Origin of the sequence: Apibacter sp. B3919 (assembly GCF_026537405.1) — a bacterium.
In the GTDB taxonomy this organism is placed as follows: domain Bacteria; phylum Bacteroidota; class Bacteroidia; order Flavobacteriales; family Weeksellaceae; genus Apibacter.
This window is the reverse complement of sequence record NZ_JAFNMG010000001.1, coordinates 412,636-433,451: the sequence shown is the minus strand read 5'-3', so window position 1 is coordinate 433,451 and position 20,816 is coordinate 412,636. Positions and strand designations below refer to the sequence as shown.

Annotated in this window: 20 protein-coding genes; 10 read left to right on the top strand and 10 right to left on the bottom strand. The window is 27.4% G+C overall.

Going from position 1 to position 20,816, the window contains the following annotated elements; genetic code table 11:
• Positions 1-139 precede the first annotated feature (139 nt).
• From J3U20_RS02025 to J3U20_RS02010, 4 genes are all read right to left on the bottom strand, one after another.
• Positions 140-1,234, bottom strand: coding sequence for an AI-2E family transporter (locus J3U20_RS02025; protein WP_160542187.1), 1,095 nt, complete (start codon positions 1,232-1,234; stop codon positions 140-142).
• A 301-nt stretch (positions 1,235-1,535) separates the two neighbouring features.
• Positions 1,536-1,889: an FtsB family cell division protein gene (locus J3U20_RS02020; protein WP_160542186.1), complete on the bottom strand. Its 354-nt coding sequence runs from the start codon at positions 1,887-1,889 to the stop codon at positions 1,536-1,538.
• 3 nt (positions 1,890-1,892) lie between these two features.
• Positions 1,893-2,513 (bottom strand): uridine kinase, encoded by a 621-nt coding sequence (gene udk / locus J3U20_RS02015; RefSeq protein ID WP_160542185.1) that lies wholly within the window; start codon positions 2,511-2,513, stop codon positions 1,893-1,895.
• Positions 2,514-2,585: 72 nt separating this feature from the next.
• Positions 2,586-3,515 carry a dihydroorotate oxidase gene (locus J3U20_RS02010; protein ID WP_160542184.1) on the bottom strand — a complete coding sequence of 310 codons (930 nt, stop codon included), beginning with the start codon at positions 3,513-3,515 and terminating at the stop codon, positions 2,586-2,588.
• A 361-nt stretch (positions 3,516-3,876) separates the two neighbouring features.
• On the opposite strand from J3U20_RS02010, the gene J3U20_RS02005 reads away from it, so the two are divergent.
• The 5 genes from J3U20_RS02005 to J3U20_RS01985 all read left to right on the top strand — a co-directional run bounded on the left by J3U20_RS02005 (position 3,877) and on the right by J3U20_RS01985 (position 8,958).
• Positions 3,877-4,251, top strand: a complete 375-nt coding sequence (locus tag J3U20_RS02005; RefSeq protein ID WP_160542183.1) for a CD225/dispanin family protein — start codon at positions 3,877-3,879, stop codon at positions 4,249-4,251.
• 57 nt (positions 4,252-4,308) lie between these two features.
• Positions 4,309-4,734, top strand: a complete 426-nt coding sequence (locus J3U20_RS02000) for a DUF2752 domain-containing protein (RefSeq protein WP_160542182.1) — start codon at positions 4,309-4,311, stop codon at positions 4,732-4,734.
• A 123-nt stretch (positions 4,735-4,857) separates the two neighbouring features.
• Entirely contained in the window at positions 4,858-6,897 is a 2,040-nt protein-coding gene (gene metG, locus J3U20_RS01995; protein WP_160542181.1) for a methionine--tRNA ligase, read from the top strand.
• A 168-nt stretch (positions 6,898-7,065) separates the two neighbouring features.
• Complete coding sequence (locus J3U20_RS01990; RefSeq protein WP_160542180.1) at positions 7,066-7,626, top strand: hypothetical protein; 561 nt, start codon at positions 7,066-7,068, stop codon at positions 7,624-7,626.
• A 381-nt stretch (positions 7,627-8,007) separates the two neighbouring features.
• Entirely contained in the window at positions 8,008-8,958 is a 951-nt protein-coding gene (locus tag J3U20_RS01985) for an endonuclease (RefSeq protein WP_160542179.1), read from the top strand.
• A 17-nt stretch (positions 8,959-8,975) separates the two neighbouring features.
• On the opposite strand, the gene J3U20_RS01980 is transcribed toward J3U20_RS01985, so the two are convergent.
• Complete coding sequence (locus J3U20_RS01980) at positions 8,976-9,326, bottom strand: hypothetical protein (protein ID WP_105297502.1); 351 nt, start codon at positions 9,324-9,326, stop codon at positions 8,976-8,978.
• Positions 9,327-9,471: 145 nt separating this feature from the next.
• Here J3U20_RS01980 and J3U20_RS01975 point away from each other — a divergent pair, with 145 nt between their 5' ends.
• Entirely contained in the window at positions 9,472-10,149 is a 678-nt protein-coding gene (locus J3U20_RS01975) for a hypothetical protein (protein ID WP_160542178.1), read from the top strand.
• A gap of 787 nt (positions 10,150-10,936) precedes the next feature.
• Here J3U20_RS01975 and tig read toward each other — a convergent pair.
• Positions 10,937-12,295 carry a trigger factor gene (gene tig, locus J3U20_RS01970; RefSeq protein ID WP_160542177.1) on the bottom strand — a complete coding sequence of 453 codons (1,359 nt, stop codon included), beginning with the start codon at positions 12,293-12,295 and terminating at the stop codon, positions 10,937-10,939.
• A 460-nt stretch (positions 12,296-12,755) separates the two neighbouring features.
• Between tig and J3U20_RS01965 the strand changes: the two genes are divergently transcribed.
• Entirely contained in the window at positions 12,756-13,517 is a 762-nt protein-coding gene (locus tag J3U20_RS01965) for a DUF3822 family protein (RefSeq protein ID WP_160542176.1), read from the top strand.
• Positions 13,514-14,068, top strand: a complete 555-nt coding sequence (locus J3U20_RS01960; RefSeq protein WP_160542175.1) for an RsmD family RNA methyltransferase — start codon at positions 13,514-13,516, stop codon at positions 14,066-14,068. Before J3U20_RS01965 ends, J3U20_RS01960 begins: the two co-directional genes overlap by 4 nt.
• Before the next feature lie 108 nt (positions 14,069-14,176).
• On the opposite strand, the gene J3U20_RS01955 is transcribed toward J3U20_RS01960, so the two are convergent.
• Positions 14,177-14,959 (bottom strand): nitrilase-related carbon-nitrogen hydrolase, encoded by a 783-nt coding sequence (locus tag J3U20_RS01955; protein WP_160542174.1) that lies wholly within the window; start codon positions 14,957-14,959, stop codon positions 14,177-14,179.
• A 301-nt stretch (positions 14,960-15,260) separates the two neighbouring features.
• Here J3U20_RS01955 and ahcY point away from each other — a divergent pair, with 301 nt between their 5' ends.
• Both ahcY and J3U20_RS01945 read left to right on the top strand, forming a co-directional pair.
• Positions 15,261-16,574: an adenosylhomocysteinase gene (ahcY, locus tag J3U20_RS01950; RefSeq protein WP_160542173.1), complete on the top strand. Its 1,314-nt coding sequence runs from the start codon at positions 15,261-15,263 to the stop codon at positions 16,572-16,574.
• Positions 16,575-16,939: 365 nt separating this feature from the next.
• The gene (locus tag J3U20_RS01945; RefSeq protein ID WP_160542172.1) at positions 16,940-18,151 is read left to right on the top strand and encodes an acetate/propionate family kinase; all 1,212 of its coding nucleotides are present in this window, start codon (positions 16,940-16,942) and stop codon (positions 18,149-18,151) included.
• Positions 18,152-18,229: 78 nt separating this feature from the next.
• On the opposite strand, the gene J3U20_RS01940 is transcribed toward J3U20_RS01945, so the two are convergent.
• The 3 genes from J3U20_RS01940 to J3U20_RS01930 form a co-directional block, all read right to left on the bottom strand.
• Positions 18,230-18,472: a hypothetical protein gene (locus J3U20_RS01940; RefSeq protein WP_160542171.1), complete on the bottom strand. Its 243-nt coding sequence runs from the start codon at positions 18,470-18,472 to the stop codon at positions 18,230-18,232.
• Between the two features lie 97 nt (positions 18,473-18,569).
• Positions 18,570-19,439 carry a cupin-like domain-containing protein gene (locus J3U20_RS01935; protein WP_160542170.1) on the bottom strand — a complete coding sequence of 290 codons (870 nt, stop codon included), beginning with the start codon at positions 19,437-19,439 and terminating at the stop codon, positions 18,570-18,572.
• Between the two features lie 29 nt (positions 19,440-19,468).
• On the bottom strand, positions 19,469-20,767 hold the full coding sequence (locus tag J3U20_RS01930) for an aminopeptidase P family protein (RefSeq protein WP_105297512.1): 1,299 nt from the start codon (positions 20,765-20,767) through the stop codon (positions 19,469-19,471).
• Between the last annotated feature and the right edge of the window lie 49 nt (positions 20,768-20,816).

Here is a 20,816-nt window from a genome sequence, read left to right as displayed (position 1 = left end):
TGGCTATATATTAGTTACAAAATTACATGATTGTAAATAAGTTAAATATTGATTTATAAAAAGTACATTATTTAATTTTAAAATAGATTTTTTACCAAAAGACATTAATAGAATCTTTGCAAGATTGAAAGTTTTTTAACTACAAATTTTTTGTAATGGCTTGTACAATTTTAAAACGGTTGAAGAAGCTTTTCATAACGACTCTTAATACCGTATAACCGGGAATTGCGAAAGTAACACCGATAGCACCAAATAAAATACCGAAGATTAGCATAACTAAAAAAATTTCCAATGGATGAGATTTGACACTTTTAGCATAAATTAAAGGTTGAAATATCGCATTATCAATTAATTGGGCAATTAAATATAAAATACTGATCCAAAATATGGTAGGTATAATTTGAGTATTAAAGTCCATACCTAAGGAAAACATACTGCTCATGCTGAGCAAATTGATAATAAAAAAACCAAGCAAAGGTCCTAAATAAGGTATAAGGTTACAAAACGCACAAAACATAGCTATAATTACCATATCTTTAATGTTAAAACCGCCCAAAATAGCTAAATAAAGTAAAAACATCGAACATATTTGTAAACACAATCCAAGAAAATACCTGGTTAATAAATCTTTAATATTAGAGAGCACCTGAATGACTTTTTTTATGTCATTGGTTGGAGCAGCACCAATGATCATTCTGTTAAATAAGTCTTTTTCTCTTAAAAAGAAAAAAGTAATAAATGTTACAGAAAATATGGAAATACCTAATTCAGCTAAAATCGAAAATCCACTTTGCAGCGTATCCATATGTATTTTAAAATTAAACTTTGAAGTAAATAATTGTGCATAATTATCTTCAAATAAATAGATATGCTTGCTTCGTAAGGCTTCATCAATTAATTTTACTTGTTCTGTTATTGAATTTTGTAATTTATCTGTATCCAACAAAGATAAATTTCCAGCTTGTTCGATGGCTAAAGGAATTACAAAGCTTAAAAAAGTAAGAAGAGTACCCACCATAATTAATAGAGTGATACAAGCAGAAATAGTGTTAGATATTCGAACTTTTTCACTTAGAAAATTCATTAAAGGTCTTCCCATTAAAGAAAAGGCAAATGCAACAAATATATATCCTAAGACAAATCGAATTTTCCATAATAAAAAAAATAAAAGAACTGTGAATGCAATAACGGATACAGCGCTAATTATACCTTTACTAATATCTTTGTAATTCATACATTATAAATATCTTTTATCTTATTAATCTTATTCTTACTATTTATCCCATAAACTGGTATTTTTATTTAATATATAGTATACCTTATATGATGCAGTTACTATAAAATTGTTGAAAGTAATAGAATCATATCTTTTTATATTATACTAATTTTTTTTAAAATTATAAAAATATACGTTGTTTTAAGACTTACTAATTAATTTAATAAAGTAATAACGAAATAAATGTTAAAATATGCATTTTAAATGTATTTATTTTAAAAAGCTAAAAAAATATGTAACTTTTTAATTAATCTAAGATTTAAGGGTTAGATTTTGGCGTTATAGAATCATCTTTCGTTACCATGATGAAAATATCTTCATTATTTTTTTTAAAAAAATAATTTTCTCGAGCATATTTTTCTCGAGCTTCTTTATTATTTTTTAAATTTTTATACTGAATATTTTCAGAATCTAGTTTACTTTTATAATATTCTTTTTCATGTTTTAATTTGGAAATTTCATTATTTAATTCTTTATGAGTTAAATAAGAATTTGTATCAAAAAAAAGCATCCAAATAATAAATATAATGGAGAGTATTAAATAAATACTGGAATACCAGTGTTTACCGAAGATAGATTTTTTATCTGACGATTTATTGCTTTTTTTTTCCATTCTTTAGTTAGAACGATTTTTTAAAGTATTTTGGATCACTGTACTTAATACATCAATTGCAACAGTATTTTTTTTCATTGTCGGAATTATAATGTCAGCATAAGCCATAGAGGGTTGTATAAATTCTTCATGCATCGGTTTTAAAGTAGATTGATACCTACTCAATACTTCTTCTAAATCTCTGCCTCTTTCCTGAATATCTCTTCTGATTCTTCTAATTAATCTTTCGTCAGAATCAACATTGACATATACTTTAACATCAAATTCTTTTCTTAATTCAGGATTTGTCAATACTAATATTCCTTCAACAATAAGGATTTCTTTAGGTTGAATAATCGTAACATCTTCCGTTCTGGAATGGGTTATAAAAGAATAAAGAGGCTCTTCAATAGCTTGCCCTGCTTTTAACTTTTTTACATGGTCGATTAATAAATCAAAATCAATAGCTCTCGGATGATCGTAATTTAACAGTTCACGCTCATCAAATGACAACTCAGGATTGTAATGATAATAATTGTCTTGAGTGAGTACATTTACACTGTTGGAATCCAATTGATTAAGGATGTTATTTACAACGGTTGTTTTTCCGGAACCAGTTCCTCCGGCAATACCAATGGTTAACATTTATTTTATTATATTTTTGAGTTTATTTTTTTAAGCAGAAAATAGTGTACCAAAATTTAGCTAAAGTAAATATTAAAGTTCTTTAAGCATACCTTTAAAATCGGATAATGTAGCGTAATTTTTGGTTTTCATAATTTCTTTTAATTCAGAAGATAATTTAGAAAAAATTTTAGTATCGTCTTTCATTAACTGTGTACCAACCTGAACCATGGAAGCCCCGCATAAGATGTGTTCAAAAACATCTCTACCGGTTTCAACCCCTCCACATCCGATAATATAAATATCTTTTCTTAATAATTTATAAAACATTCTAACATTAGCTAAAGCAGTAGGTTTTACATAAGCTCCTCCAATTCCTCCAAATCCTCCTTTAGGTTTTATAACAACGGATTCATCTTCAATATACAAGGCATTTCCGATACTATTGATACAAGTTACGAATTGAATCGGGTATTTATTTAAAATATCGGCAACCATTTCAAAATGTACCATATCAAAGTATGGAGGAAGCTTAACCCCTAAAGGTTTTGTATAAAATGAAAATACCTTATTCAAAACTTCTTCAGTTCTTTCAAAATCATAACCCGTTTGTGGTTTTCCCGGTATATTTGGGCAAGATAAATTTAATTCAACCAAACCTTGAAAATCAGACTTTTCAATTTGGTTCAACATTTCTATATTATCTTCTAACGTTAAACCGGCAACTGAAAAAAATAAGTTATCATTTCCTTCTTTGTGTTCATTAAGAACATAATCAAGATAAAATTCAAAACCTAAATTTGGTAATCCCATCGAATTAATACTTCCTAATTTTAAATCAACATATCTAGGAGACGGGTTACCTTCTCTAGGAGATAGGGTACAACTTTTAGTTATCCAAGTTCCTGATCCTGAATTTTTCATGTTCGATAGCTCTTCTAACGTCATACATTTTACACCCGATGCATTCATCAAACAGTTACTGAATTTTTTATTGGAAATGGTTGTTTCTAAAGATATCATTACTATATTTTTTGCAAATATCAGAATATTTATGGTGAATAGAAAGTTATTTACTATTCACTCTTTAAAAAAGTTATTACTTGCTTTATAATAGATGCTTAGAATATTTTATTTATAACTAAAATAATCTTTAGGATCATGGTTTAATTAATATAATTTATTTAAATTAACATTTTAAGATTATAAATTTATGATAAAAGGTATAATTTTTGTAATTATTGAGATTAATAAAAAATAATTTTTATTTTAATCATTTTTTTACTAAATATTGATTTATAAATTAAGAATATATTTCATAAATTAATAAATATTTAAAATTATTGGTTCAATAGAAAATTATATATGATAAAAAATTTTATTTATGGAAGATCAACATTCAAATTTGCAATATGAAAATTCAGCTGCTTCGACAGTTCCAACTGACGAAAAAAATGATAGATTACCCAATAATCATATGGTATTAGCGATTATTTCTACCATACTTAATATTTTTTCTTTTAGTTTAATAGGAATTATATTTGGAGTTTTATCTATAATATTTGCTAATGAGGTAAAAACTATTTACAATTCCGGAGATCATTTCGGAGCAATGCTAAAATCAAAAGACACTCGAATTTTATCAATAATTTCTTTAATTATCTTTTTTTTCAATATATTAATATACATTTTACTTATTCTCTTTATTATATTTTTTGGAAATATGTTTTATTACCAAGGATGGTTTAAGAATGGTTAATTTTTTGTTAAGCCACTTATAATATTAAAAATAAATTGATAACTATTTCTGTAATTTATGTTAATCAAAATTCTTAGAAATAGAGGTTTAGTGTGGTTTAGCTTACTAACTCTTATTACTTTCTTATGTATCTATTATTATGTTATAAATCCCAATAAAACAAATTTAGCATTACCATGTCTTTTTAAATTATTAACCGGACTAAATTGTACGGGTTGTGGCGGACAAAGGGCGTTTCATTTTTTATTACATGGAGAATTTTTACAAGCGTCACGTTATAATATTTTAATATATTTTCTACCTTTTCTTTTATATGTAGTATTTGCATCAATTCAGATGTATATTTTTAATAGTAAAAAGTATGTTATCAAATTTATATTTTCAAATGAAATTGGAATACTGATTTTAGTGTTTCTAATTATTTTTACTGTTTTAAGAAATATCCCTTATGAACCATTTATATATTTAGCTCCTCCTAAATAAAGACAATTTAATATAATAGGATAAAAACATAAAAATAAGATAATCCTTTTTTAGTATTTTGTTACTTTGTACCTTTGTTAAAGATTGCATACTGCATTTTTTAAACAAAAAACATAATATTAAATGAGTAGATATACTATAACTACAGCACTTCCCTATGCAAATGGCCCTTTACATATAGGTCATTTAGCAGGAGTATATATACCTGCGGACGTATATGCCCGATTTTTAAGAAGAAATGATCATGATGTTATATTAATAGGGGGGTCAGATGAACACGGAATTCCAATTACGATAAGAGCGAAAAAAGAAGGTGTTACTCCTCAAGATGTGGTAGATAGGTATCATGAATTAATGAAGCAAACATTTACGGAATTGGGAATTTCGTATGATAACTATTCGCGTACTACGGCTCCTATACACATTAAAACAGCTCAAGAATTTTTTTTAAAACTATACGAGGATGGAAAATTCATTGAAGAAGAAACAGAACAATATTTTGATGAAAAAGCAAATGAATTTTTAGCAGATCGATATATTGTTGGAACCTGTCCTAAATGTGGTAATACAAACGCATATGGAGATCAATGCGAAAAATGTGGTTCCACATTAAGTCCGGATGAACTAATCAATCCTCATTCCATGTTAAGTGGTGAGAAACCTATTTTAAAAAAGACGAAGCATTGGTATTTGCCTCTTAATGAATATCAAGAATTTATTTCCGATTGGATATTAAAAGGTCATAAAAAAGATTGGAAACCCAATGTTTACGGTCAAGTGAAATCATGGTTGGAAGAGGGACTTAAACCTCGTGCCATGACTCGAGATTTAGACTGGGGAGTGCCCGTGCCTTTAGAAGGAGAAAAAGGTAAAGTTCTATATGTTTGGTTTGATGCCCCGATAGGGTATATTTCCTCCACCAAAGAGTGGGCGGAAAGAACAGGAAAAGATTGGAAACCTTATTGGCAAGATAAAGAAACCAAGCTGGTTCATTTTATTGCAAAAGATAATATTGTTTTTCATTGCATAATTTTTCCGGCTATGTTGAAAGCTCATGGGGATTATATATTACCGGACAATGTACCGGCTAATGAGTTTTTAAATTTAGAAAATGATAAAATATCAACCTCAAGAAATTGGGCGGTTTGGGCGCATGAATATCTTGCCGATTTTCCGGGGAAACAAGATTCTTTACGATATACCTTAATAGCCAATGCACCTGAAACAAAAGATAATAATTTTACTTGGAAAGATTTTCAAACTAAAAATAATTCAGAATTAGTAGGAATTTTTGGTAATTTTATAAATAGGGTATCCGTTCTAATTAATAAATATTATGATGGAGAAATACCCGAAGTTGGAAATAACTTTCATTCCGAAGAATTAGAATATCTTTCTAAAATATCCAAAGAAATATCAACTTATTTATATAACTACGAATTTAGGAACGGTTTAAGTTCTTTAATGAATTTAGCTCGTTTAGGTAATAAATTTTTACAAGAGCAAGAGCCGTGGAAAAAAATTAAAGATGAACCGGAAAAAGTAAAAGAAACTTTATACGTATCAGCTCAAATTGCTGCTTATTTAGGGGAATTATCTGAGCCTTTTATACCTTTTTCTTCTCAAAAAATAATGAATGGATTAAATTTAACTTATCATTCATGGAAAGATCTTGAATCAGGTAAAATCTTGTTACCTTCCGGAAGTAAAATAAATCTTATACCCCTTCTTTTCGATAAAATTGAGGATAAACAAATTGATTATCAAATTGAAAAATTAGAAAATTCAAAAAAACAGAATGCTTCTGTAAATAATAACCGGGTCGAACCTCAAAAAGATAATATCACATTTGATGAATTTGATAAGATTGATTTAAGAATAGGTACCATATTGGAAGCTAAAAAGGTTGAAAAAGCTGATAAATTACTGCAATTTAAAGTAGATACAGGAATAGATGTACGAACCATTGTATCGGGAATTGCAGAAAGCTTTACTCCTGAAGAATTAGTTGGTAAGCAGGTTACCGTACTTGTTAATTTAGCTCCCAGAAAAATACGCGGCATTGAAAGTCAAGGGATGTTACTTTTATCAAAGAATATAGATGGAAAATTTTCATTTATAACCCCTGATGATGTCACTGAAAATGGTGTATCTGTAAAATAATTTCTGAATATTTAAATAATATAAAAACCCCTTTATTTTTGGGGTTTTTGTTTTATAATTAGTTAAATTATATGTAAATAAAATAATGATATTTATTTATATATTATAATAAACTATTAATTGGTATAGTTTTTGTATTCTTTATTTTAAATTTTAACACTAAAAATTATGGAATACTTATTTAATTCAATTTCTGAATTTATTACCCCTGAAGTAATAACCAATATTTCCAAAATTTCAAAGGAAAAAGAATCAAATATTATTCAAGCCCTTCATACTACAACAGCTAGTTTACTTGAATTAATTTTAGAGAAAGGAGAGCAAAAAAAGCTAGAATCCATGTGTAAAAGTATTGGAAAGATGAATATATTATTTAGTGTTTCAAATTTATTTTTGGATCCAACGAATTTAAAAAAGCAATGTGCAAGTTCTAAATTTTTGATTTTTTTACTTAAAGATCGATTAGAAGAATATTATTCCTTGATTGCCTCTTCTTCTCAAATATCTTTATTAAATTCTAAAATTATAGTAAACAAACTGGGCTTATTAATATCTGCTTTTCTGGGTGAAAAAATAATTTCTAATATTAGTTTTGTTACTATATTAAATCAACTGCAAGATGAAAGAAATGATTTTCAGATATATATACCTTTTGAAATGTCTAAAATTATAGAGGAATATAATTTTAAAGCCTATTTGCAACAAAAATTTTGGATGTCGTTTTTTTGATGATGTAATCTATAAATTAATTTATTGACTTTTCTAAATTATGATATAATTCTATAATTTAAAAAAGTTTTACATTATCTTATCCAATATCTATAGTGCAAATGCTCTTATTAAGCTTTGTTTAACTGTAAGAATTTAGTTTATGAATTATATAGTTTTATTGAACTAAATTACAGCTAAAAGCTTTTTATATACTAGATAAATTTATAAATATAATTCAGAGAATAATAGTATTAATAATAAATAAGACCATAGCTTTAAAACTTTCAATTGGTTAAGTAAGTTATACAATAAATGAAAAATTAGTTACTATTGCTTACGGTTGGGAATAAATATTGCATTATATAATAAATTAATACATTTGATATATAAAAAATATTTATGCATCATACCATTGCATTTTACAATGTTGAAAATTTATATGAATCCGGAAATAATAAAAATATTGGCGATTTACCTTTTCAAGGTAGTCGTTCCTGGAACCTTTCAAGATATAAAAATAAATTAGCTAAAATAGCCAAAACTATTAGTCGTATAGGAGAAGAAGAAACTCAAAAGTTACCAACGTTTTTTGGTTTATGTGAAATTGAAAATAAAAAGGTGATAGATGAACTTCTTGAAGAATTTCCTTTTAAAGCTAATTATGGGTATGTTCATAAAGACTCATTGGATGAAAGAGGTATAGATACTGCTTTTTTTTACAATAAAGAATTCTTTACTATTGAAGATTCAGAATTTATAAGAATTCCTATATTTAATAGTGATGGTAGTAGAGATTATACAAGAGATATTACGTATGCAAAGGGAAAGCTAGAAAATATTACCATTCATTTTTTTGTATTGCATTTACCCTCTAAACGAGAAAATAATATTAATGTATCTAAACGTATTCATATTCTTCACGAATTAAGAAAAAAAATTAATGAAATTTTTGATAAAGATATCTTAGCAAATATTATTATAATGGGTGATTTTAATGAAGATCCTACCACCACCTATTTATATCAACAACTTTGGAATAAAAAAACGATACAAGAATTAAAAGAACGCGAATTATATAATCCCTTTGAGAATTTATATAAAAGAGATTTATACAGTACTTTTCATGAAGGAAAAGGGATGCTTTTTGATCAAATTATTTTTTCTAAATCTTTTTTCGATGAAAACAGCAAACTCAGATATTCAAATTCCAATGTATTTAATCCTCCATTTCTTCAAAGTCCGGATAGGGAAAAATTAGGAACCCCTTGGCGGACCTATACAGGAAGTAGATATTTAGGGGGGTATAGTGACCACTTTCCTGTATATGCTATTATTGAAAATATAAAGTAAAAATAAGATTTTATATCTTAAACTTTAAAATATTTCTTTTTCAACATATAGATTATATCTTTTTGAGTAATGAATATTTCATCAATAAGGGTATCTGACTCATTCATTACCGGTTTGTCTTTAGGAATATCATTCGAATCTAATAACATAGATCCATTACCTGTAAGCAGCCAAGTAGGATTTAATTCCGGAAACGTATGTAAAATTTTTTCAATAGTATCTGTATGTAAACCCGACTTGTTCCTTCTAGCCCTTCCGATAAGTCCAACAGATAAATTTGCTAACTTAGTTAGTTTGTTATCATTTAGGTTTTTATAAACCATAAAATCTAGTAATCTGTCAATAGTAGTTTTATGTTTATTTTCCATAATTTAACGAATAAAATAATGAATATATAAAAAATAAGGTATGTTTATTAATAGTACAAAATTAAAAAAAAAGTTTTATATTGATAATTTTCAAGATTAAATATTTATATTTACAATTAAAATAGTTGTGTAACTGCTTCAATATATGATACAAAAAGATTTTTTAGAGAACATTATCGAAATTTTTAAACAGAATGATAAATTTGAATATGTTGACTTTAAAGTTGATATAAATCAAAATACTATTAAAATTATATATCTAATAGAACCCAAATATTATATTTTATTTAAAGATGAAAATTATTTCATTGAAAAAAAAGATAACGAAAAATACACTATTTCAGGAGAAGCAGTTCCCGGAAGATTTTCAATTCATGAAGATTTCATTATAGATTCAATTGCTAACGTATATATAAAAATAGAAAAATGGTTGGAAGTTATTTGGAATGAAATTTCATTAGCTTCACCATTAGGTCTTTTGGCTGAAGAACAAGAACAAATAGATAAAATTTGTGAAAAATTTGATGAATATGATGATTATTTCAATACGGAAGAAATTATAAGAATTAAACAAAAACTTAAACTTCTTAGAAAAAAGCTTGAAGAAGAAATAACATCTATTGTTGATGATGAAGAGATAAGCAGATTGGAAATTCAAAAAATGAATAAGAATTTTGATACATTGGAACAAATACTACCTTCACTAAAAAAGAAAGGGTGGGTGAGAAGCTTGACCGGTAGAGTATTCCATAATATGAAAAGGTTATTGGATCTTAGACAAAAATTAATATTGGATTCCTACAATAAGCATAAAGAAGAATAGAAAGTTAATTTATCTATTAGTAATTTTTATAATGCTATTATAAATTTCTATATGGAAAAAAATCTATTAAATAAAGATTCAAGGATAAAATATATAGTTAAAATTTTCTAAAATTTTATACATATAATTTTATAATAATTTTAACATTGCTCATTTTTTGTCTCTTTTTGTTGTATAATTGCTTAATAATCAAATAAATATTTTTTTTTCAGTATTGAAAATATATAGTTTTTTGTCAATAATTGATTAAATGAATTTAAGCGGTTTTGGATATTAGAAAAAAATCTATAACTTTGTAATCAAATAAATGAGGCTAAGGAAAATAAAGATTAACGTAAATAAATTAAAAACTAAATATAATATAACATAATATAAAGATAATAAACACTAAAAACTAAAAATTATTAATTTAACACTAAAGCTTAACACACTTTAACACTAATAACTTTATTAGAATTAATTAATTAACGCTTTTAACACTAAAATTATTAATTAACACTAAGACTTAACACACACACTTTAACACTAAAAGCTTAGAAGAATTATTAATTAATTAACACTAAAACTCAATTTTGAAATTGAAAGATCATAATTGATTGAGTATTTATTAGAAAAGTCATCTTTTTAACACAAAAAGGTGACTTTTTGCTTTGCAATATACATATAATAAATTAAATGATATTTATTTTTTTATAAAATTTATAAAAAAACAGACTATTAAAATAGCCTGTTTAAATATATTATTAAGAATGAGATTAATACATTATATATACTACAATGTTTTAACTTATTTTTTAGCTCCCTTTTCTTCTGATTCTTTTTTCAGTATTTCATCAAACTTTTCTAAAGTAACAGTTTTTTCTTTTTTCTGAATTTTTGAATCAAAAATTTTGAATAATTCTTGTTGAATTAAGTTACCGGACGATTGACGAACATGTTCTTCATTTTTCATTGCATTCGCAACATATTTGTCTAACTCTGAATCAGGAATATCTACATATCCATACATTGCAAATTGTTGTTTCATTTGATTTTTAGTGAATTCAACCAAATCATTATATTGTACGCTTACCTGATTATCTGAAAGAATTTGACCTTCAATTAATTGATAACGTAAAGCTTTTGCAGATTTTTCATATTCTACATCCGCTTCTTCGTCGGTCATTGGTTCTTTGGACTTGCTTTTAATGAATTTTTTCAAAAATTCTGTCGGTAAATCGAATTGTATAGTATCTAATAACCATTCAACAGAATCATTCATGAATTTAGTATCAGATTCCTTTTTATAGTAATTTTCGATTTCTTCTTTAATTTTAGCTCTTAATTCTTCTTCGCTCTTAATTTTATCTTTACCGTAAACTTTATCAAAAAGATCTTGATTTAACTCCGCTTTTGTTCTAATAGAAGTTTTTTCAACAGTAATTTTTAAATTGGCATTAAAGTGATGAGCATCTTCATGGGAAAGCCCAAAGAAATGTTGAAGTTGATGTACATCATTAAATAAATCTTGAGCATTGATAGTAATTACATCACCTTTTTTCTTACCTAAAAAAGAATCTTTATTCTTTAAATCGTCTACCATAAAAGTTATAGTAGTATTTACACCACCTTCTACAGGGTTTCCTTCAGCATCAATTTCTTCTACTTCTCCTACAAAATTTCCACCTTCTTCAATAGCGTCGGCATCTACAACTTCTCCAAATTGAGTTTGCATTCTAGCAACAGTGTCATCAATTTCTTTTTCAGTAGCCTCAATTTTATAATAAGAGATTTTAGCTTTAGAAAGATCAACTTTGAATTCAGGAGCTAATCCTAATTCAAATTCAAAGGTCATATCTTGAGCATTGGTATCCAATTCATTATTTTCTTTAGGTAAAGGTTGCCCTAAAATGGATAATTTATTTTCAGAAATGAAGTTACTTAAAGCATCATTTAAAACTTTGTTGATTTCTTCAAAAGTTACCGCACCTTCATATTGTTTTTTAACAATACTCATCGGAGCTTTTCCTTTTCTGAAGCCAGGCATATTCAGCTTTTTACGATAATCATTAAGTGATTTCTCAACGTTGGGTTTATAATCTTCCGGCTTAATGGTGATTTTAACAATAGTATTTAAATCATCTATTTTGTTTTGTGTAACGTTCATTTATATTCTAATTTATAAGCGGGCAAATTTACAAAAACTATTTAAAAAAAGGAAATATTTTAATACTAAGGATAAAATTGAAATCATATTTAATTCTCAATAAATCTGTCATTTATCAAAATTATACTTCCTAGATTTTATGTATTTCTTTAAGTAATTAATAAAAAATGTTTAATATGTTATTGTTTACTATTGTATAAATAAATGGTTCATAAAGACAAACATGAATATTAAATTATACAGTTTTATAAATGGTTTAATCAAATTTATTTAGATTAATAAAAAAAATCTGATCAATCACTTAATTTTAAAAAAGAAAATATAGTTTTACTATCAAAATATACAATTAGTTAATTAAATACCGGTCCATAGACTAATTTCATAAAGTTTATAATGTATATAAAAATTGTGTATGATGTTGATATGATTTATATTTGCTATTCATAATAATAATCAAGCTTTGAAAAAAAGTAAACGATTACATACCTCTAATCCATCATTATCTACTACAGTAAATTTTTTATTTGAAGATAAAAAAACTTCTTATATCATAAATAATGAAAAAAAAATTATACATTATGAAAATTTAGTGAACCAAGTAGATAAAGAAACCTTAACACATAAACTCTTAAAAAATAATTTTTTTAATACCAAGTGTAATTTTTTAGACATTACACTATTAAATGACAAATTTACCCTTATTCCCAATGAATTTTTTGAAGAAAGAACTGCAGAAAAGTTTTTAAATCTTAATGTTCCGCATTTAGAAAATTTAGGAATACGATTTAATTTAATCCCCAATTTTGATTTAGTTTTAGTTTTTTATTATCCCGAAATAATTGAAACTCTCTTTACCTCTTATTCCGAAAAAATAAGAATTTCTCATACGGGATTTAAATTTTTATCAAAAATTAACAAAAACCTTTACAGTAATGGTTTTTTTATACACATTTATGATCATTATTTTGAGATATCCTTCATAGAAAATCAAAAATTAATTTTATATAATATATATCCATACAAAAAAGTTGAGGATATAGAATATTTTTTGAAATTTATTGCAAACACTTTATCCCAAAATCTTTCAACCCATATATTATATTATTACCATATACCGCACCATCTGAATGCAATAAAAAAATTTGAAAAGCTTTTTCAAAAGGTAGTACCCGGTGATGAAGACACTTTTAAAAGAGAAAATTATACACTATTAGATATATGATACGAATTATATCAGGAAAATTAAAGGGAAAGAAGATCTCTGCCCCCAAACATTTTGATGTTAGACCCACAACTGATTTTGCGAAAGAAGCATTATTTAGCATTATTTCCAACAGATATATGATATCGGATATTTCAGTGCTCGATTTATTTTCCGGGATTGGTTCAATAGATTATGAATTTGCTTCGCGTGGTTGTAAAGATATAACCTCGGTAGAATTGAACGGAAAGCATGTTAAATTTATTCAAGATACCATTAAACTCTTAGGAATAAATGAAGTAAATGTGATAAAACAAAATGTTTTTAGTTTTTTAAAAAAACAAAGCTATAAAAAATATGATCTCATATTTGCAGATCCCCCTTTTGATTTAGAAGATAAACAATACGAAAATTTAATAAAATCTATATTTAAGAATCATTTTTTATCCGAACAAGGGGAATTTATTTTAGAACATAATACAAGAAAAGATTTTTCCGAATTTCCAAATTTTACCGAATCTAGAAAATACGGTAATGTTCGATTTTCTTTTTTTAGTTTATCTCAAGAATAACAAATAATACATGTTTATACGAATTATCTTAATTATAGAAGATATAAGTTTTATAATTAATAATAATTTTAAAAATTCATAAAGGATAAATTTGTTTCAATTTCTTTTCTAATCTTTTAAAATTTTAAAATGATCTCGTTCATCTAAAAAATTATACTGAGATCTCCATTTCTTTATTTCATCTAGTGATATAGTGTGATTATAAATTGCATTACGGTTATTTGTTAAATTTAACTTTTTACCAACGGGTGTGTAAATAGACGAATGACCAATATAATTGAGCCCGGTTGGTTCAGAACCGATTCTGTTTATTCCGCAAACATAACATAAATTTTCAATGGCACGAGCTTTCAATAATGTATCCCAAGTATCTATACGTGAATCCGGCCAATTAGCAACATTTATCAATAAATCATAATACTCCGTATTTCTGAACCAAACCGGAAAACGCAGATCAAAGCAAATCATTGGACAAATTTTCCATCCTCTATAGGAAAAAACAACGCGCTTATTTCCCGATGTATACGATTGATTTTCTCCTCCGTATGAAAATAAATGTCGCTTATCATAATACGTTACTATTTTTCCTTCAGCAACAAAGATAAATCGGTTATAAAAATTGCCATTATCTTCAATTACTAAACTTCCACAAATAGCAGTGTGTTTTTTTAAAGAAATTTCAATCATCCACTTTATTGTTCTACCGTCCATTTTTTCAGCGATTTTAGTAGGATTAAGACTGAAACCGGAATTAAACATTTCAGGTAAAATAATAAGATCCGATGAAGTTAAATCTTCTAAAAGTAATGATAAAAAAGAAAGATTTTCAGAACAATTTTCCCACTGAGGAGAATATTCGATTAAATTGACAAATAAATCATTCGTAATCATACTATAAATTTTACAAAAACGTATCTTTTTTAATACTAATAAATACTTTAACCCAATTTATAAAATATATTTAACATTAATATTTAAGAATCAAATTAGTAATATTAAAAAATAGTCTAAGCATAACCTAAAAAATTTATTGATCCTATATTCAATTACCGCGAAAATTTAATATCTAACTGCATGGATAATTAGATTTTATTCTTTTATAATACAAATCTACGAATTTATTAATTTTTAAAGATAAATTTAAGTTGTAAGTTGTGAATTAAATTAATAACTTTGAATAAATTTTATTAGTATGAGCACAAAAATTGATTATATCCCTTATAAAGTAAAGGATATCTCATTGGCCGATTGGGGAAGAATGGAAATTGAATTAGCGGAAGCAGAAATGCCCGGATTAATAGCCTTACGTAAAGAATATAAAGACGAACAGCCCTTGAAAGGCGCAAGGATAGCCGGTTGTCTTCATATGACTATACAAACCGCTGTTTTAATTGAAACCTTACAAGCATTAGGAGCTGAAGTTTCTTGGAGCTCATGTAATATTTTTTCTACTCAAGATCACGCAGCAGCCGCTATAGCAGCTAAAGGAACATCTGTATATGCTTGGAAGGGAATGAATGAAGACGAATTTAACTGGTGTATTGAACAAACACTTTTCTTTGGTGAAGATAAAAAACCGTTAAACATGATTTTAGATGATGGAGGAGATTTAACAAATATGGTTTTAGATAAATATCCCGAGTTAGTACCGGGAATTAAAGGTTTATCAGAAGAAACTACTACAGGGGTACATCGTTTGCACGAAAGAGTAAAAAACGGTACGTTGTTATTACCGGCCTTCAATATAAATGATTCCGTAACCAAGTCTAAATTTGATAATAAATACGGATGTAAAGAATCTGCTGTTGATGCAGTACGCAGGGCAACAGATTTAATGATTGCGGGAAAAGTAGTTGTAGTTGCAGGATATGGTGATGTAGGAAAAGGTTCAGCTGCTTCATTTAGAGGAGCAGGAGCCAGAGTTATAGTTACTGAAATCGACCCGATTTGTGCCTTACAAGCCGCAATGGATGGATATGAAGTTAAAAAGATGGATTATGCCATTACCAAAGCTGATATTGTAATTACTTGTACTGGAAATTGCGATATTATTCAAAGTAAGCATTTCGAGAAAATGAAAGATAAAACCGTAGTTTGTAATATAGGACATTTCGATAATGAAATTGATATGGCCTGGTTAAATGCCAACTATGGATCTACAAAGGTTACTATTAAGCCGCAAGTAGATAAATATACGATCAATGGTAAAGATATTATTGTTCTTGCCGAAGGTCGATTAGTAAATTTAGGTTGTGCAACCGGTCATCCAAGTTTTGTGATGAGTAATTCTTTCTGCAATCAAACGCTGGCTCAAATAGAATTATGGCACAATTCAAATAACTATGAAAATAAAGTTTATACCTTGCCTAAACATTTAGACGAAAAAGTTGCCATGCTTCACCTGGCTAAAATAGGGGTTGAATTGGATACTCTTTCAGAAAAACAGGCAAAATATATTGGAGTTCCTGTTAAAGGACCATTTAAATCGGATGAATATAGATATTAATAAATTCATTACTACACTAATTATGATCCGGAATTTTTCCGGATTTTTTTTGCTTTTACTAATTATGTTTAGGGTTTATGTAAAGCATTATTTTAATTTGATCAAGTGCTTATCAATCCTTAAAATTTGAAAAAATATTAAATTCTTTAATAAGAATACAAATTGTATTATTTAATTGGATATTTATCATTTTTAATTAAACTTTTTAAATGAATTATCTTTTAAACATACTAATTAGAAATACTAACTTTTATGAAGTAAAAAGATTAAAGTAAGATAAATAATAAAATTATTAATCTACAAGATTCATTTAATTTTTTGCATAAAAATTTAAAAGCTATACTTTTGCATTAAAAATTATAAGGATGTTAATATTAGTTATTAATGCGGGAAGTTCTTCTATTAAATATCAATTGCTTAACATGGATTCAAACTCCGTTATTGCTAAAGGATTGGTAGAAAGAATAGGTACGACTGGCGGAATTATTACACACAAATATCTGAAAAACGGTATTTCAGATAAAAAACAAATTCATCAAGAATTTCCTACACATGTTGAAGGAATGAAACTTATTGTTGAATTGTTAACAGCAAAAGATGTTGGAGTTATTAATGATCCATCAGAAATAAAAGGAGTAGGACACCGAATTGTACAAGGCGGGGGGAAATTTAACGTTCCGGTTTTAATTACTGATGAAGTAAAAAACGAAATTGATGAAATGAGTGCATTAGCACCCTTACATAATCCTGCTAACTTGTTAGGTATTGAAGTTGCGCAAAAATTTTTCCCAAATACCCCTCAAGTAGCTGTATTTGATACAGCATTCCATCTTACTATGCCACCTAAAGCATACAGATATGCAATTCCGAACCATTTTTACACTGATTACAAGATAAGATCTTACGGAGCGCATGGAACAAGTCATAAATACGTAAGACGGCAGGCCGTAAATTACTTAAATAATCAAGAAGCTAAAATCATAACTATTCATTTAGGAAATGGATCAAGCATTACCGCTATTAATGAAAAAGGGGAGAGTATTGATACCTCAATGGGCTTTACCCCGCTTAATGGTTTAGTTATGGGTACTAGAAGTGGAGATATAGATCCATCCGTTCTTTTTTACATGGTTAGAGAATGCGGAGTAAAATTCGAGGAATTGGATGATCTGCTAAATAAAAAGTCTGGAATGTTAGGTCTTACCGGAAAAAGCGATGCAAGAGATGTTGACGAGATGTATTTAAACGGTGATCCTAACGCTATTTTGTGTTTAGACTTGTATTCTTATAGAGTTAAAAAATATATTGGAGCATATATAGCCGCTTTAAATGGTGTGGATGCGATTGCTTTTACTGCCGGAATCGGTGAAAATGATGCGCAATTACGTTCATTAATTTGTAAAGACTTAGATTATTTAGGTATTAAATTGGATGAAAACAAGAATGTTGAATTGAGTGGGCCGGAAAAGGTAGAAGAAGTTCAGGCTTCCGATTCAAAAGTTAAAATAATGATAATACCTACTAATGAAGAATTAGAAATAGCTAATGAAACTTTGAACATTTTAAAGAAAATGTAAAAAGTAAAGATATAAGATAATAAAAAAACAAAAGCTGCAAATTATTGCAGCTTTTGTTTTTAATTGAGTATAATTTACCTATTTTGTATAAACAACTTCCACATTTTGTTGTTGAGGAAGAGTTTTAGATTTCACCTCATCAGGAGCTATATGAGCATTTATTTTACCTTTATTTTCTGCAATACCAAAAGTTAACCAATATGGAAGGATACATACTAAAAAAGTAAGACACCAAAAACCTATAAAGGCAATTAATAAAAATAAAATAAATCCTATAAATTTCACAAATGGCCAAGCGCCTATATAAAGCAATGTTACCATAATACAATTATTATATATTGTTTTGCTCAAATGTAATAATTAATTTTAATCAAAACAAAAAATAATTCAGGTTATTATAGCTCAACTTATCAAAAAATTATTTTGAAAGATGAATTGCTCTGTTAGTATCAAGTATGGCCTTATTATTTTTATAATTAATCCATTTTTGCCCCTGTCTTTTTCTCATAAAATTATCGTAATTCCTTTTAATGAAAATATTCAATACAGCATTAGCAAAATTTGCAGGTCTTTTAGCCAAAGATCGTAAACTCATTGAAAAACTCGGAGTTAAATATTGCATATAGTGCCACCAACCCTCAGGCATGTATAGCATTTCACCATGAGATAAATGAGCCTTATATGGAGTAACGTATTTTAATCCAGGCCATTTATCAAAATCCGGATTATCAAAATCTATGTCTTCTCTGCAAATAGTAGCATACGGTATTTTATACATATACTTCGTATCTTGAGGCTTCATCAATATGCATTGTTTTTCACCTGCAAAATGAAAATGTAAAATATTGGCTAAATCTATATCAAAATGCATAAAAACATTGGAACCCGCACCTCCGAAAAACAACATAGGTAAATTTTTAAATAAATTTAGACCTAAGTCCGGAAACTTAAAATCGTCTTGCATGGCCGGTACTTGTTTCAGTATATTAAATAAGAATATTCTTAAATCAGTCGGGCCTTTTTGAAGTAAATCAATATAGTCGGACATTTTCATTCTGGCGTCCGGTTCATTTACTTTTTTGTCAGCACTAACCGGATCATTATTATACAGAGGGACAATTTTATCACCTGCAACTTTTTTAATATAGTCAAAATTCCATTTTTTATAAGCAGGCCAATCTTCAGTCAGTTTTTCAATTACTACCGGTTTTTGTGGTTTATAATATTGATTATAAAAGTCTTCTTTGGATATTTTTTCAACTCGGTCAATAGGTTTATAAGTAAACATAGGTTTAAGGTTTATAGTTTTTTATGGTATCATGAATTCATAAGATCTTCTAATTCTTCAATTTCGATAGGTATATTTCTCATTAAATTGTGCGGATTTCCATTCGATTGAATCACTACATTATCTTCTATTCTAATCCCGAATCCTTCCTCCGGAATATAAATACCCGGTTCAACGGTAAACACCATATTAGGTACAAATGATTCCGTCAGTATACCATAATCGTGTGTATCAAGGCCCAAATGATGTGAGTTTCCATGCATAAAATATTTCTTATAAGCGGGCCATTTCGGGTCTTGATTTCTAACTTCTTCTGTTGTTAAGAGATTTAACTTTAACAATTCTTCCGTCATTATATTGCCCACTTCTTCATGGTAACTGTACCAATTATTACCCGTAATTAAAAGTTTAGTAGATTCATTTTTAACATTTAGTACCGATTGGTATACTTCTTTTTGTCGGGGTGTAAATTTTCCGTTCACGGGAAGAGTACGTGTCATATCAGAAGAATAATTGGCATATTCGGCCCCCACGTCCAACAAAACAACATCTCCGTCTTTACATTCTTTATTATTTAATATATAATGCAAAACATTGCTGTTTTTCCCGGAAGCTATAATTGGTGTATAAGCCCAGCCTTTAGAACGGTTTTTAATAAATTCATAAATTAACTCCGCTTCAATTTCATATTCCCAAACACCCGGTTTAATAAAAGGAAGAATCCTTCTAAACCCTTTTTCCGTTATATCACAGGCTTGTTGAATAGCGTTTATCTCTTCAGGTTCTTTAATTGAGCGTAGGTGTTGTAAGATGGGATTGCTTCGTAAATAACAATGACCTCTGTATTTATTTTGTAATTTTTTTATGAATCTGTCTTCTCGGGTTTCAACAACTTTTTCGGCTCTATAATGTTCATTTATATTTATATATATATTATCCATTTGAACAATAACCATTTCAAGAATTTTATCAAAATCTTGTAACCAATACACATTTTTAATTCCTGAAACCTCAGTTGCTTGCTCTTTAGAATATTTTTCTCCTTCCCAAATGGCAATATGTTCATTAGTTTCCCGTAAAAAAAGCATTTCTCTATGTTCCTCTAAATAAGCATAGGGACATAATACTAAAATTGATTCTTCTTGATCTATTCCCGAAAGATAAAATAAATCTCGTTGCTGTTGAAAAGGGAGAGTACTGTCTGCACTGATAGGATAAATATCATTACTGTTGAATATTGCAACTGATTTTGGGGCCATTCTTTGGACAAATTTTTTTCTATTTTTAATAAATAAATCTTTGTCTAAAGCATTATATCTGGTATTCATTTAACTAATTTTTATTTATCAAAAATAACAATAATACTTCAACTCTTTA